At 70.4% G+C, this 12,429-nt stretch carries 12 protein-coding genes and 3 pseudogenes; 5 read left to right on the top strand and 10 right to left on the bottom strand.

The window, feature by feature from the left end; translation table 11 throughout:
* Positions 1-46: 46 nt before the first annotated feature.
* The 7 genes from G6048_RS18610 to G6048_RS18580 form a co-directional block, all read right to left on the bottom strand.
* On the bottom strand, positions 47-721 hold the full coding sequence (locus G6048_RS18610) for a lytic polysaccharide monooxygenase auxiliary activity family 9 protein (protein WP_165340684.1): 675 nt from the start codon (positions 719-721) through the stop codon (positions 47-49).
* A 166-nt stretch (positions 722-887) separates the two neighbouring features.
* A complete protein-coding gene (locus tag G6048_RS18605; RefSeq protein ID WP_165340683.1) occupies positions 888-1,769 on the bottom strand; it encodes an ABC transporter ATP-binding protein in 882 nt (293 codons plus the stop codon).
* Positions 1,766-2,773 carry an ABC transporter ATP-binding protein gene (locus G6048_RS18600; RefSeq protein WP_165340682.1) on the bottom strand — a complete coding sequence of 336 codons (1,008 nt, stop codon included), beginning with the start codon at positions 2,771-2,773 and terminating at the stop codon, positions 1,766-1,768. Before G6048_RS18600 ends, G6048_RS18605 begins: the two co-directional genes overlap by 4 nt.
* Positions 2,774-2,779: 6 nt before the next feature.
* The gene (locus tag G6048_RS18595; protein WP_165340681.1) at positions 2,780-3,631 is read right to left on the bottom strand and encodes an ABC transporter permease; all 852 of its coding nucleotides are present in this window, start codon (positions 3,629-3,631) and stop codon (positions 2,780-2,782) included.
* Positions 3,628-4,578: an ABC transporter permease gene (locus G6048_RS18590; protein ID WP_165340680.1), complete on the bottom strand. Its 951-nt coding sequence runs from the start codon at positions 4,576-4,578 to the stop codon at positions 3,628-3,630. The genes G6048_RS18595 and G6048_RS18590 overlap by 4 nt, the downstream gene beginning before the upstream one ends.
* A 4-nt stretch (positions 4,579-4,582) precedes the next feature.
* Complete coding sequence (locus tag G6048_RS18585) at positions 4,583-6,235, bottom strand: ABC transporter substrate-binding protein (protein WP_165340679.1); 1,653 nt, start codon at positions 6,233-6,235, stop codon at positions 4,583-4,585.
* Positions 6,236-6,317: 82 nt separating this feature from the next.
* Positions 6,318-7,490 carry a C45 family autoproteolytic acyltransferase/hydolase gene (locus G6048_RS18580; RefSeq protein ID WP_165340678.1) on the bottom strand — a complete coding sequence of 391 codons (1,173 nt, stop codon included), beginning with the start codon at positions 7,488-7,490 and terminating at the stop codon, positions 6,318-6,320.
* A gap of 179 nt (positions 7,491-7,669) precedes the next feature.
* Here G6048_RS18580 and G6048_RS18575 point away from each other — a divergent pair, with 179 nt between their 5' ends.
* Positions 7,670-8,572, top strand: coding sequence for a MurR/RpiR family transcriptional regulator (locus tag G6048_RS18575; RefSeq protein ID WP_165340677.1), 903 nt, complete (start codon positions 7,670-7,672; stop codon positions 8,570-8,572).
* Here G6048_RS18575 and G6048_RS48715 read toward each other — a convergent pair.
* On the bottom strand, positions 8,514-8,975 hold the full coding sequence (locus tag G6048_RS48715) for a phage portal protein (protein WP_206341757.1): 462 nt from the start codon (positions 8,973-8,975) through the stop codon (positions 8,514-8,516). The genes G6048_RS18575 and G6048_RS48715 overlap by 59 nt on opposite strands.
* Positions 8,976-9,495: 520 nt before the next feature.
* Between G6048_RS48715 and G6048_RS18565 the strand changes: the two genes are divergently transcribed.
* Positions 9,496-9,957 (top strand): GNAT family N-acetyltransferase, encoded by a 462-nt coding sequence (locus tag G6048_RS18565; RefSeq protein ID WP_165340713.1) that lies wholly within the window; start codon positions 9,496-9,498, stop codon positions 9,955-9,957.
* Between the two features lie 55 nt (positions 9,958-10,012).
* On the opposite strand, the gene G6048_RS18560 is transcribed toward G6048_RS18565, so the two are convergent.
* Entirely contained in the window at positions 10,013-10,663 is a 651-nt protein-coding gene (locus G6048_RS18560; RefSeq protein WP_165340676.1) for a TetR/AcrR family transcriptional regulator, read from the bottom strand.
* A 62-nt stretch (positions 10,664-10,725) separates the two neighbouring features.
* Here G6048_RS18560 and G6048_RS18555 point away from each other — a divergent pair, with 62 nt between their 5' ends.
* Both G6048_RS18555 and G6048_RS18550 read left to right on the top strand, forming a co-directional pair.
* On the top strand, positions 10,726-11,352 hold the full coding sequence (locus G6048_RS18555; protein ID WP_165340675.1) for a class I SAM-dependent methyltransferase: 627 nt from the start codon (positions 10,726-10,728) through the stop codon (positions 11,350-11,352).
* 8 nt (positions 11,353-11,360) lie between these two features.
* Positions 11,361-12,065 (top strand): annotated as a pseudogene (locus tag G6048_RS18550) (IS982 family transposase); the annotation flags it as partial.
* A gap of 13 nt (positions 12,066-12,078) precedes the next feature.
* Here the strand turns inward: G6048_RS18550 and G6048_RS48710 are convergent.
* A pseudogene (locus G6048_RS48710) lies at positions 12,079-12,294 on the bottom strand (hypothetical protein); the annotation flags it as partial.
* A 56-nt stretch (positions 12,295-12,350) separates the two neighbouring features.
* Here G6048_RS48710 and G6048_RS18540 point away from each other — a divergent pair.
* Positions 12,351-12,429, top strand: a pseudogene (locus G6048_RS18540) (IS5/IS1182 family transposase); the annotation flags it as partial.

The raw sequence follows: 12,429 nt of genomic DNA, 5'->3' as shown, positions 1-12,429 counted from the left end.
ACGCGGTGCGTCCGGTTCGTCCGGCGGGACGGCGGTGCGGGATGTGTCAGCGGAAGTTGACGTCGCTGCACAGGAAGTACGTCTGGTCCATGTGCGAGGCCTGCCAGATCGTGTAGACGACGTGGCGGCCGGTGAGGCCCGAGGTGCTCACGTCGATCGAGTAGTTCTGGCTCGGGCCGTACTCGCCGGTCCGGGCGACCAGTTGGAGGTCGTTCCAGGTCAGCGGCTGGGTGGTCGGGTCGAAGCCCTGGCGGGTGACGTAGACCAGGAAGTAGTCCGCGCCATGGCTGGCCTGGTCGTACAGCTTGACGGTGAAGTCGCTGCCGATGTCCGTGGTCTGCCAGGCGCCCACGGTGTCCAGGGAGTTGTAGCGGCCGCCTTCGGTCCGGCCGCCGCTGCACAGTTGCCCGTCGGGGACGTGCGCCTGGAAGTCGCCGGCGGAGCCGTTGCGGTACAGGCCGTTCCAGTTCCACATGGCGTTCGGATTGTCCTGCCAGGCCTGCCAGCACATCGGGTCTTCCTGCGCCATGTCCGGGTTCTGGAAGTCGTCGCCCCAGCGGTCCCAGCAGCCGTAGTTGCGGGAGGCCGGGTCGATGACGGAGCCGTGGGCGACGGCGGTGCCGCTCCAGGGGATCAGGCAGAGCAGGGCCGCGGTGAGCAGGCTCAGGGTGAGCGTCACCCGAGGCCGGGCCAATTTGATGCGATCATGACAAGTAGACACGGGTCTCCTTCTTTCCGATTCTTTCCGAGGTGGTGTATTCCGGTATGGGAGCGCTCCCGCATCCTCCAGATTCTTCCTTGGGCGCCAGGGCCGCAATGTTCGATTGCGCCACTTCCGCGCCCACTTCCACGCCCCTGATGGCGCGTTCGATGCATTCGACGGGACATCAGTCCGCCCGCGACGCTCCGGCGAGTTCGCCGCGCAGCCGAACCGTCTCGGCGGGGTCCCAGCCCTCGCGCGGTACCGAGGAGAGCAGGAGCCGGGTGTACGGGTCCTTCGGGGCGTCCAGCACACGGGCCGTCGGGCCGGTCTCGACCGTGCGGCCGCGGCGCATCACCAGCGTGTCGTCGGTGATGTGCCGTACGACGGCCAGGTCGTGGCTGACGAACACCAGGGCCACCCCGGTCCCCCGGCGGATATCGGCGAGGAGCCGCAGGATCTGCGCCTGAATCGACACGTCCAGCGCCGCCACCGCCTCGTCCAGAACCAGCACCTGGGGATCCACGGCCAGCGCACGGGCGATGGCCAGCCGCTGACGCTGCCCACCCGACAGCCCGCGTGGCCGGGCATCGGCCTCCCGCTTGCCCAGGCCCACCTGGTCGAGCAGTTCGCCGACCCGCGTCGCGGCGGCCTCACCCTGGTACCGGCCGTGCAGTCGCAATGCGCCGTGCAGGCACTGACGTGCCGTCAGGCGGGGGTCCAGGGAGACATACGGATCCTGGAAGACGATCTGGATCTCGCGGGCGCGGCGCAGACGTGCCGCCCTGCCCCCGCCCGGCCGCCTCAGCCCGGGCAGCTTTCCGCCGCGTTCCCCGGGTGTCCGCTCCCGCCCGTTCACGGCGATCGTTCCCGCGTCCGGCCGTACGAGGCCCACCAGCATCCGGGCCACCGTGGTCTTTCCGGAGCCGGACTCGCCGACGACGCCCAGTGAGCCGCCGGCCGCCACGGAGAACGAGACGTCGTCCACGGCCGCCGTACGGCCGCCGCCCGGGAGCGGATAGCTCTTGCACAGGCCGCGTACGGCGAGTGCGGGTTCGGCCTTGGTCATGCGGTGCTCCTCGCTACGAGTTCCAGACGGCGGCAGGCTGCCGACCCGCCGTCCGCCGGTCCGCTGTCGCCGCCGAACGGGATCGTCACCGGCGTCCAGCTCTCGCACTCCTCCTCGGCGCGCGGGCAGCGCGGAGCGAACGGGCAGCCGGTGAAGGTGTCGGACAGTGACGGTGGGCGGCCGGGGATGGGGCGCAGTTCGCGCTCGTCGCCCAGCGCGGGCGAGCAGTCCAGCAGGCCGCGGGTGTAGGGATGCCGGGGGTCGGCGAACAGGCCGCGGGCGGGCTGGTGTTCCACCACGCGGCCCGCGTACATCACGTACACGCGGTCGCAGTAGGCGGCGGCGAGCGGCAGATCGTGGGTGATGAACAGCGTTCCGAGGCCGCTGCCGGCCTGCCGCCGCTCCTCCTGGATGCCACGCAGCAGGGCCAGCACCTCCGCCTGGGTGGTCGCGTCCAGCGCGCTCGTCGCCTCGTCGGCGAGCAGGAGGCCGGGGTCGGTGGCGAGCGCGGCGGCGATCACGACCCGTTGCAGCATGCCGCCGGACAGCTCGTGCGGGCGCTGCCGCATCCGGCGCTCCGGATCGGGCAGGCCCACGGCGGCCAGCAGCTCCACGGCCTTCGCCGCCGCCTTGCGCTTGGGCAGCCCCAGGACCCGTACGAGCGGTTCGGTGAGGAAGTCGCCTATCCGGCGGACCGGGTTCATCGCCGAGCGGGGGTCCTGGAAGACCATGGAGACCGTACGGGACCGGTGCGCGCGCAGGCGGTCGGGATCCATGGCGAGTACGTCCTCGCCGTCCACTCGTACGGACCCTGAGGCCTGCGCGCCCTCGGGCAGCATGCCCAGCACGGCCCGCGCCGTGGTCGACTTCCCGGAGCCCGACTCGCCGACCAGGCCGACCACTTCGCCCCGGCCGACGGTCAGCGACACCTCGGCGAGCAGGGGCCGGGCGGCGGCCCCGGAGGGCAGCAGCCGGAGGGTGAGATTCTCGATGTCCAGCAGCATGGACGGTTACCTTCCTTGGCCCAGCCGGTCCGAGACCCAGACCCCGACGATGTTGAAGGCCACCACCACGGCGGCGATGGCCGTGCCCGGTACGAGAGCCGGCAGCAGCGCTCCCTGCACCACCGCGTCCTGGCCCTCCTGCACCATCAATCCCCAGTCGATGCTGGGCGATCCGGCGCCGAAGCCCAGATAGCTGAGCGTGGCCAGGCTCATCAGTCCCTCGCCGAACAGCACCACGAGGTAGCCGACGAGCGCACCGGACAGATTGGGCACGAGATGACGTACGCAGATCCGCGCCCCGCCCATGCCCTGGACCCGATAGGCGTCGATGTAGGGCTTGGACCGCTCGGACAGGGCGAGACTGCGGGTGTACCGGGCGATGGTGGGCGCGTACGCGAGCCCCACGGCGACGACCGAGGTGGTGAGACCGTCGCCGAACACCGCGATCACCAGGACGACGAACAGCAGGCCCGGGAAGGCGTACATCACGTCGGTCACGCGCGACAGCAAGGTGTCCACCCAGCCGCCGTACCAGGCCGCGACCGTGCCCATGGTGATGCCGAGCAGCGCGGCCAGCGCGAGCAGCGCCAGGGGAGCGAGCAGGCTCGACCGGGCTCCGTACAGCACCCGGGAGAGTAGATCCTGTCCCGAGGCGTCGGTGCCCAGCAGGTGCTCGGGGCTCGTCCCGGCGAGCGAGGCGGACAGGTCGACGGCGTCGGGCGCGTACGGCGCGAGCAGGGGTGCGAACACGGCCGCCACCACGACCAGAGCGAGGAAGCCGCCTGCCAGCATCACCGGTACCGGCCGCCGGGCCCGTACTTTGACCGGGAGGAGTGCCCCGGCTGTCAGAGTCGTCATGCGGCCTTCCCTGCGAGCGAGACCCTGGGGTCGATCAGCGGATGGACGAGGTCGACCAGCGTCGTGACGACGACATAGCCGATGACCATCAGCAGCAGCACCGCCTGCGTGACGGGGAAGTCGTGCGTGGTGATCGCGCTCACCAGCAGCGAGCCGACGCCGCTGAGGCCGAAGGCGGTCTCGACGACCACCGTCCCGGCGAGCATGCCCGCCATGACGAGACCGCACATGGTGACGATCGGGCCGAGCGCGTTGCGCAGCACATGCCGCACGACGATCTCACGCTCCGTCAGACCGGCGGCGCGGGCGGCCTCCACATGATCGGAGGCGTACGCCTCGGCCATCGCCTGCCGTGTCACCCGGCTGATCACCGCGAGCGCCCCCAGCGCCAGCGCGAAGGCCGGGAGCGTCAGGTGGTGCAGCCGGCCGGCGAATCCCTCGCCCTGGCCGGTCACCGGGAACCAGCCCAGCTGCACCCCGAAGAGCGACACCAGCGCGATCGCGGCGACGAACGAGGGGATGGACGCGGCGAGCGTGGTGCCCCCGACGACGGCCGAGTCCACCCAGCCGCGGCGCAGCGCCGCCAGCACCCCGGAGCCGACGCCCAGGACCACGAAGAACACCGTGGCGTAGGCGACGAGTTCGAGAGTGGTCGGCAGTCGCGCTGCGATCAGGTCCGCCACCTGGTCGCGGTACTGGAACGACCGGCCCAGGTCGCCCTGCGCGCTCTCCCACAGCCACCGCCCGTACTGGACGACGAGCGGCTCGTCGAGGTGGTACTCGGCGCGGACCGCAGCGAGCTTCTCGGGAGTGAGCTCCTGCCTGCTGCCGGAGAGGAGGACGGCGGGGTCGCCCGGTGCCGCGTAGACGGCGGAGAAGATGACGAACGAGGCGGCGAGCAGCGTCGCGAGCAGGCCGGCGATCCGCCGCGGCAGTCCGCGCAGCATGGCGTCAGCCCTTCGTTCCGAGGTCGGCGGCCCAGGGGTAGTACAGGGAGACCATGGACGCGGGCGGACCTGTGTACTTCTCGCCGAGCACCAGCACCGACGGCACCTGCACGAGAGGAATCCACACGGCGGCGTCGGCGAACTTCGACTGCGCCTCGATGACGAGCCTCGCCCGCTCCTTGTCGTCGATCGTCTGCTGGGCCTTCTTGACGAGGGCGTCGTAGCCGGTGTCCGAGTAGCCGAGCCAGTTGTTGGCGTTGCCGGACATGCCGTTGTCGTAGAAGCCCACCGGGTCGGCCTTGGAGATGTACCAGTCGACCGCGATCAGATCGAAGCCCTCCCGCGCCTTCGGGTCGGCGAAGAACTCGTCGTACTGACTCGGCGGCACCGTCTTCACCCGCACCTCGAGACCGATCTTCTGGGCCGCGCCGCGCACCGCGTTGGTGATGACCGTCTGGCTCTCACCGCCGTCACTGGCCACGACGATCGGCTGCGCGGGCGCCCCGGCCTCCTCGACCAGCTTCTTGGCCTCGTCGATGTCGTCGGACGACGGCGACGCCGTGTACGCGGTCGACTTCTCCAGGTCCGTCTGCGCCTTCTGGAACGCGGCCTTCTCGTAGCCCCACGCGCCGGGGCCGACGGGCGTCGCCCAGGGCGTGGCGAGCCCGCTGAACCCGGACTTGGCGATGCCCTCACGGTCCAGCGCCAGCGACAGCGCCTTGCGCAGCCGGGCGTCCTTCAACGCGCCGCCCTCGGTGGGACTCAGCGACCAGGCCGTGGTGCTCTGCCCGTAGTAGGCGCGTACGCCCTTCTTCTCGGCCAGTACGGCGGCCGGACCCGTCGCGGTCAGATACGAGCCGTCGGCGGCGCCGGTGGAGACGGCGTTGACCAGCGCGCTGCCGGTCGCCCAGCGGAAGGCGACGTTCTTCGTCAGCGCCGGGCTGCTGTCGTCCCAGTAATCCTCATACCGCTCGATCGTCATCGACGATCCGGAGTCCCAGCTCTTCAGCCGGTACGGCCCCGTGCAGGCGTCCGCCTGACCAGGGGTGCCGTAGTCGTCGCCCTGCTTCTCCACCGTCTCGCGGTCCATGATGATCCCGGCGTCACCGGCCAGCGCCTTCAAGAACAGGGCGCTCGGCTCCTTGAAGGTGACGGTGACCTCGGATGCGCCGGTCTTGGTGATCTTGTCGACGTCCTCGTACTCGTCCGACTCCGACATCTCCGGCTGCGCGTGCCGCTTCAGGCTCCACACCACGTCGTCGGCCGTCATGGGGGAGCCGTTGTGGAAGGTGACGCCGTCGCGGAGGGTGAGGACGAGCGTCTTGTCGTCGGTGTACTCGGCCTTCGACGCGAGCTGCGGCTCGGTGGTGAGGTCGGGCTGGAGCTGGAAGAGCCGCTCGCAGACGTTGGCCAGCACCGTCCGTCCGCTGGTGGTGCCCTGCCGGTCCAGATCCAGCGAACCGGGCTCCTGCTCCACCAGCCAGTTCACCGAGGCGGCCTCGCCGGACGCCTTGGCGGTGGTGTTGGTGAGCTTGAGCTTGAGCTCGGCGGCGTCGGCGGTCGCGCCGCCCGTCCCGGTGGAGGCGCCGGAGCATCCCGCGGTGAACAGCAGAGCTCCCGCGAGGCCGGCTGTGGTGGTACAGAGCTTGGTTCTCATAGCAGGCTCTTCCTGATGGTTCGAGGGGTGAGGAGGCGTCAGCGCGATGGGGGGCGTTCTGTGTCGCGGGGTTGAGGGTGCGTCAGTTCGGTGCGTGCGGGCCGTCGTAGAGGTTCCAGGGCAGGTACTGGTACTCGTGGTCGCAGGGGGTGCCCGGGGTCACGTAGTAGTCACCGGTGGTCAGGTCCACGCAGGAGGACAGCAGCGTCGTCCACCGCTTGACCTCCGACTGGCGCGGATCGGGGTGGGTGCACAGGCCCTCGGGGTGACCGAGGTGGTCGGACATCGCCTGGCGGATCAGCTTGCGGGAGTCGTCGGGCGCCGTGGCCGTGCGCAGTTGGCGCAGCCCGGCCTCGGCGCGGGGTACGCGGATCAGTGAATCGGAGGACGCGGGGCGGTAGTTGGCGGCGAGCTGGACGGGCACGCCGGCCTGGTAGTGGTTGCCGTGCACGAGCAGGCCGTCGGCCGGATACAGCCAGCCGTGCGCGCCGGGGGTGGTCTCCAGGTCGACGGCGAAGCCTTCGCGGCAGGTCAGCAGGGCGTTGCTGGCGATATGGCCGCGGGTGCGGCACAGCACCTCGACCGCCTCGCTGATCGACTCGCTGTCCAGTACGCGGCGGCGGATCACGGTCTGGGGGAGGCCCACGGCGTCGTCGAAACGGCCGCCGAGACCGTTGGCGTTGAGGGCGATGCCCGCGGAGTTGGCGCCCTGGCGGCCGATCTGTCCTGCCTCGACCTGCATGATCACGGTGGGCCGCGAGGGCTGGACGATCCGCAGCATGACGAGGGTGTCGGCGGTGCCCGCCCGCCAGTCCCAGTTCTGTCCGCAGTAGACGTGCCCGTCGCCGCTGGCCTCGCCCGTGACGGCGAAGGAGGTGCAGCCGTCGGCCGTTCCCTTCTCCTCCACGGTGTCGTCCGTGGAGTCGTCCTGGCCGCGCATCCTGGCGAAGGTCTCGTCGTAGATGATCTCGCCCCGGGCGTTCAGTGCGAGCACGTCCAGGAGGCCGACCCCGGCGCCCTCGGCGATCCCGCTCATCTCCTCGACGAGATCGGGGGCGTACGCGCGCACCGGCTCCAGCCAGCGCTCGGCCCGCGCGGTGACCTGCTCCCAGGTGAGCCCCGACGACTGGCCGAAGGCTTCCTGGTAGTAGGCGAGCGCGGCGCCGAGTCTGCCGCGCACGGCTTCGCCGTACTGACGGCCGCGCTCGACGGGCGTACCGGAGATCTCGACGATCGGGATGGCGCTGGCTGTCATGCCTCTCCTGTGCTCTGCGACTGACGCTCTCGGACTGTCGCTCTGGGACTGTGCTCTGCGACGCGAGTGATCCAGGGCCCGGACCCACAGCGGCCTGTAATGTGCGTTTCAGGATCCGGAGCTTCTGGAATGATGGCACCAGGTTAGTAATGGACGCTACGAGGAAGTCAATAGCTGTAATGAGCGAAACAGAAGACGTAACCGCAGCGACACGACTCCACGCCACGATTCGCGACCTGTGGGGGGAGTTGTCCGCCTCCGAGCGCGTGGTGGCCCAGTACCTGGCGAGTACGCCGCCGGAGCACCTGCTGTTCGCCAGCGCGCAGGAACTGGGCACGGCGAGCGGCACCAGCAACGCCACGGTCGTACGGGCCCTGCAACGCCTCGGCTACACCGGACTGCCCGCGCTCAAGCGGGAACTCGCCGCCGACTTCACCTCCGCGACCGCCCCCGAGGAGCGGCTCAAGCAGCGCATCGCCCATGTCGGCCACGACCTGGAACAGATCAAGGACCGCGTCTTCGACGAGGCCGCGGAGCGGCTCGAACAGTGCCGACGGCTGCTGGAGACGGACGTACTCAAGCAGGCGGTCCAGATCCTGGCCGACGCGCGCGAGGTGGTCGCATACGGCGTCGGCGCCTCCGAACTCGCCGCCCGCCACCTGGTGTTGAAGCTGCGCCGGGCCGGCCGCCGGGCCCGCTTCGTCGGCGCCACCGGCTTCACCATGGCCGACGAGCTGCTGGACCTCGGCCGCGGCGACGCCGTGGTGATCCTCCAGCCCGGCAGACTGCTGCGGGAGTTCACCGTCCTCACCGAGCGGGCACGGGCCGTCGGCGCGAGCGTCTTGCTCGTCACCGACGAACCCACCAGCCCCCTCGCCGACCGCGCCGACGTGGTGATCAGCGCCCCCCACACCCCCACCGGCATCACCGCCGAGTCCCTGACCGGCACTGTCGTCATGGACACCCTCGTCCTGGCCCTCGCCTCACTGGACGAGCACCGGGCCGTCGAGACCTCCCACCAACTCACCGTCCTGCGCGGCCAGTTGCTCGACCCGACCGAGCCACGGCCCCGCAAGAGCTGAAGCCCACCCCGCACCCGAACGCACGCGACCGGAACCGCCCATGCACCAACAACCGCCGCCCCGCTGGCCGGGCGGGGCACGCTGTGCCGTCATGCTCAGCTTCGAGCTGGACGGCCCCACCCTGTGTGACCCGGCGCGGCACGACGAACGTGGAGTCGTTCACCTCGGGCAGCAGACGTACGATCACGTCGCCGATCAGCCTCTGGTCCGGCATGATCGTCTCTTCCCAGAACGAGCGGCGTGCCTCCGCGTAGTTCGCGAAGGTGGAGCGATCGAGGCCCGCCTTGGCGCCGACCAGGACGGGCGGCACCCCGAATCCGGCGCAGATCCGGGTCTCGGAGATGGTGCGCAGATCCGGGAACCTCAGCTGATCCAGGTTGAGTCCGAGGACTTTGACGTCCATAGCAGTCCGGCCCCGGCCGGGACCGCAGCGCCGGTCCCGGCCACCAGCAGCACCCCAGCCGGGGCGCCGGCGATTCCCGCGATCATTGAGGCGACCGCCCGTACGGCGCGGCTTCTCCAACACGCGGGCAGTGCCACCGCGCAGCTGCACAGCGAACTGCCGGACCCGTACGAGCGCCTCGTCGAGGGGAGTCTGCGGCTGCTCCGCGTCCTCCCGCTGTCTGAGGGCCGGTGCCCCACAGCAGGACGCCGAGCGCGAGCAGCGCCCAGCCAGGCCCGGCCAGGTCCAGGGGGCCAGCGGTCAGGCAGGCGACGGCATCGGCACGGTGCATCCGGGCCCTCACTCGGTGCTGGCAACCTCTGCGCCGCAGGAGCGGGCTGGGGCCTGTATCGAGAGTGGCTGGTTGTGACTCTGTGGCCTGTGTTTCTATGCCGGAGTGGACATCGAGAGCTCCGGGGTGCCGGACGAGAGGCCGAGCCGCTGGGTCCGGCAGAGGGCTGATGGCGATGTTGAGGAGTGCGTGCGGGTCCTCGCGGAGGTCCATGCGCGCGACGGCTATCCGGTGAACTGGCCGGATCAGCCCGGCGAGTGGCTGTCACGCGGTCCCCTGCTGGGCTCCTGGGTTGCCGAACTCGAAGGCGGCCTGGTGGGGCATGTCAGTTTGTCGCAAGGCGGCGAAGGCGATCTGGCCCCGATGTTGTGGAGCGAGCGGAACGGGGCGACGCGGGGTATGACCGCCGTGGTCAGCAGGCTGTTCGTTGCCCCGCAGGCGAGGGGACATCGGATCGGTGCGCTGCTGATCGGCCAAGCAGTGGGGGAAGCGCGGCGTCGTGGCCTGCATCCGGTGCTCGACGTCGTCGCATCCGATACCGCGGCGGCAGCCTTGTATGAGCGGCTGGGCTGGGAGCTGATGGCCACGGTCGAGCAGCAGTGGAGTCCGCACCAGACGGTGGCCATCCGCTGTTACGCAGCGCCATCGTGACGTGGTCAGTCATAGCCACTAGAGATGATTGATGCGCTTTCCGGTCTGCTGAGCCTTACTCGCGGTCGGCGCAGAGGCCGGCGGTCAGCGCCGCACAGGCCCACTCCTCCCAGGCGTCGGGGGACCAGCCGCGGTCGCGGACGAAGACCAGGTACAGCTCGGGGCTGAGCAGACCGTACAGCAGGTCGGCAGCGCGGGTGACGTCGACGTCGGCGCGGGCGTCGGGTTTGGAGGTCAGCGCCTTGGCGGCGGCGTACTGGACGGTGTAGCGCGGGTCCGGGCCGGTGGGCCACTGCGCGGCGATCTCCGGGTCGGTGGCCGCGGCGGCCGCGATCAGCGGCATGATCGGGGCGACCCGGCCGAGGATCTCGCGCACGCCCCGCACGTGGGTGCGCAGTTGTCCGGCCGCGGTGGGCTCGGCGCACGCGCTGCGGAACCAGTCTCGGTCCATCGTGGCGACCGGTTCGGCGTCGCCGGCGATGGACGTGTCGACGACGTCCTTGAACAGCGCGCGCTTGTTGCGGAACACGAAGTACACGGTCTGGACGGCCACGCCCGCGCGGTCCGCGACCTCCTGAAGGCTCGTCGCCCCATACCCCTGCGCGACGAACAGGTCCCGCGCCGCCGCGACGACCTTCTCGCGGGTGCGCCGCGAGCGCTCGGCCCGCTTGTCGGGGCGCTTGTCGGATCCCTTGACCGCAGCCATACCGGGAGTCTATCTCTAGAGTCAGCCACTAGAGTCGAACTCTAAATTCTTGAGGGGTAGCGATGCGCGAGACGCGGACGACTGCGGAACTCGACCAAGAGGCGGCCGTACGCCGCTCGTTGGAGGACTACTACCGGGACGGCAAGCCGCCGTGGGACAGCGGCATCACACCGCCCGAGCTGGTGGACCTGGTGGAGGGGCCCGGCGCGCTGACGCCCGGTCACGTCCTCGAACTCGGCTGCGGCACCGGGACCAACGCGGTGTACCTGGCCCGGCACGGCTGGCGGGTGGCGGCCGTCGACCTGATCGACCGCGCGGTCCGGCAGGCCCGGAAGAAGGCCGACGCGGCGGGGGTGGACGTCACGGTGCTGTGCGGGGACGCCACCCGGCTCGACGAGGTGGGCGTGCCCGGCCCGTACGACCTGTTCTTCGACCTGAGCTGCTACTGCGGCATTCCGCCGCACCGCCGCGACGCCTACGCCGCCGGCCTCACGACGCGCGCCGCCCCGGGAGCGCAGCTGCTGATGTTCGGGTACGGCCCCGAGGCGTTCGACGACCCGATCTCCGGCGTTACCGCGGACGAACTCCGCGCCAGGTTCGCCGGGTGGCAGCTGACCGACGTGACGCCCGGCACGAATCCGGTCCCGACCTTCTGGTTCACGCTGCACCGCACCGCCACCGCAGTGTGAGGGTCGTCGTGGACACCGACCTGGACACTCTCCTCATCGCACTGTACGTGGAGTTGACGGACCGGATCCTGCCCGCACGGCAGATCCGGCCGCAGCCCGGACCCGGACGCCCGGCAGAGGTGACCGACGCCGAGTTGGTCTGCCTGGTCGTCGCCCAGGTGCTGTTGCGGTTCAACAACGAGCGGCATTGGCTGCGCGCCGCCCCCGCCCTGGTCGGGCACCTCTTCCCCCACCTGCTGTCACAGAGCGAGTACAACCGCCGACTGCGGGCGGCCGGGGAGCTGATGGAGGCAGCCCTGCGGAGGCTGGCCGCGCGCACCCCGTCCACGGCGGAGCTGCTACGGCTGATGGACGGCACCCCCGTGCCGTGCGGCGCATCCCGCCAGACCGCGCACCGCTCGGATCTGGCCGGATGGGCCGGCTACGGCTTCGACAAGTCCCACCACCGCTTCTACTGGGGTGCCGAGCTGATGCTGCTATGCGCCCCGGACGGGGCGGTGACCGGGTTCGGGCTGGTCAACCCCAAGCTCGTCAAGGAGCGCGAGGCAGCGCTGCTGATGTTCGCCGAGCCCAAGAACCGCCCCTGGCCGGGCACCTTGGACGTATGCGACAAGGGCTTCGCCGGGGCGGACTTCGCGGCGGAACTCGCCGAATGGGGGATCACCATCGTCCGGCCTGCCCGCAAGGACGAGCCGGACGATCTCAGCTTCCCAGATGATTGATGTGCTATTGCGTGCTGGTCAGCGGCTTGACGTGGTCGTAGGCGATGAGGCTGCGCTTCCGGGCTGCTCCCGTGGTCCAGTTATGCCAGATCGCCGCGTTGAGGGCGAGGAGTCGCTGGACCACGCGGGCCCACAAGCCCGACAGCACGCGCGCGCCGTGGTCGGCGAGGCCGAGCTGGCCCTTGAGAGTCCAGTTGACCGACTCGATCCGCTGCCGCAGCCAGAACGGCTAAGGGCTGTCCCGTAAGTGCTGGTCACGGGTGAGATGATCTTGTCGTGTCTGGTGTGATCACGGCGTCGGAGCCGTCCTGGATAGCCCCGTTCACCGGGCTGAGCCCTCGTCAGTTCGGCAAGC

Source organism: Streptomyces ureilyticus (assembly GCF_011045025.1).
Taxonomy (GTDB): Bacteria; Actinomycetota; Actinomycetes; order Streptomycetales; family Streptomycetaceae; genus Streptomyces; species Streptomyces ureilyticus.
This window is presented reverse-complemented; position numbering and strand designations above follow the sequence as displayed.

Excerpts from the sequence above, each read along its gene's own strand:
- G6048_RS18575 (WP_165340677.1), top strand. The coding sequence starts at position 7,670 with ATGAGCGAAACAGAAGACGTAACCGCAGCGACACGACTCCACGCCACG.
- G6048_RS18595 (WP_165340681.1), bottom strand. The coding sequence starts at position 3,631 with ATGACGACTCTGACAGCCGGGGCACTCCTCCCGGTCAAAGTACGGGCC.
- G6048_RS18560 (WP_165340676.1), bottom strand. The coding sequence starts at position 10,663 with ATGGCTGCGGTCAAGGGATCCGACAAGCGCCCCGACAAGCGGGCCGAG.
- G6048_RS48715 (WP_206341757.1), bottom strand. The coding sequence starts at position 8,975 with ATGGACGTCAAAGTCCTCGGACTCAACCTGGATCAGCTGAGGTTCCCG.
- G6048_RS18605 (WP_165340683.1), bottom strand. The coding sequence starts at position 1,769 with ATGACCAAGGCCGAACCCGCACTCGCCGTACGCGGCCTGTGCAAGAGC.
- G6048_RS18585 (WP_165340679.1), bottom strand. The coding sequence starts at position 6,235 with ATGAGAACCAAGCTCTGTACCACCACAGCCGGCCTCGCGGGAGCTCTG.
- G6048_RS18600 (WP_165340682.1), bottom strand. The coding sequence starts at position 2,773 with ATGCTGCTGGACATCGAGAATCTCACCCTCCGGCTGCTGCCCTCCGGG.
- G6048_RS18590 (WP_165340680.1), bottom strand. The coding sequence starts at position 4,578 with ATGCTGCGCGGACTGCCGCGGCGGATCGCCGGCCTGCTCGCGACGCTG.
- G6048_RS18580 (WP_165340678.1), bottom strand. The coding sequence starts at position 7,490 with ATGACAGCCAGCGCCATCCCGATCGTCGAGATCTCCGGTACGCCCGTC.
- G6048_RS18555 (WP_165340675.1), top strand. The coding sequence starts at position 10,726 with ATGCGCGAGACGCGGACGACTGCGGAACTCGACCAAGAGGCGGCCGTA.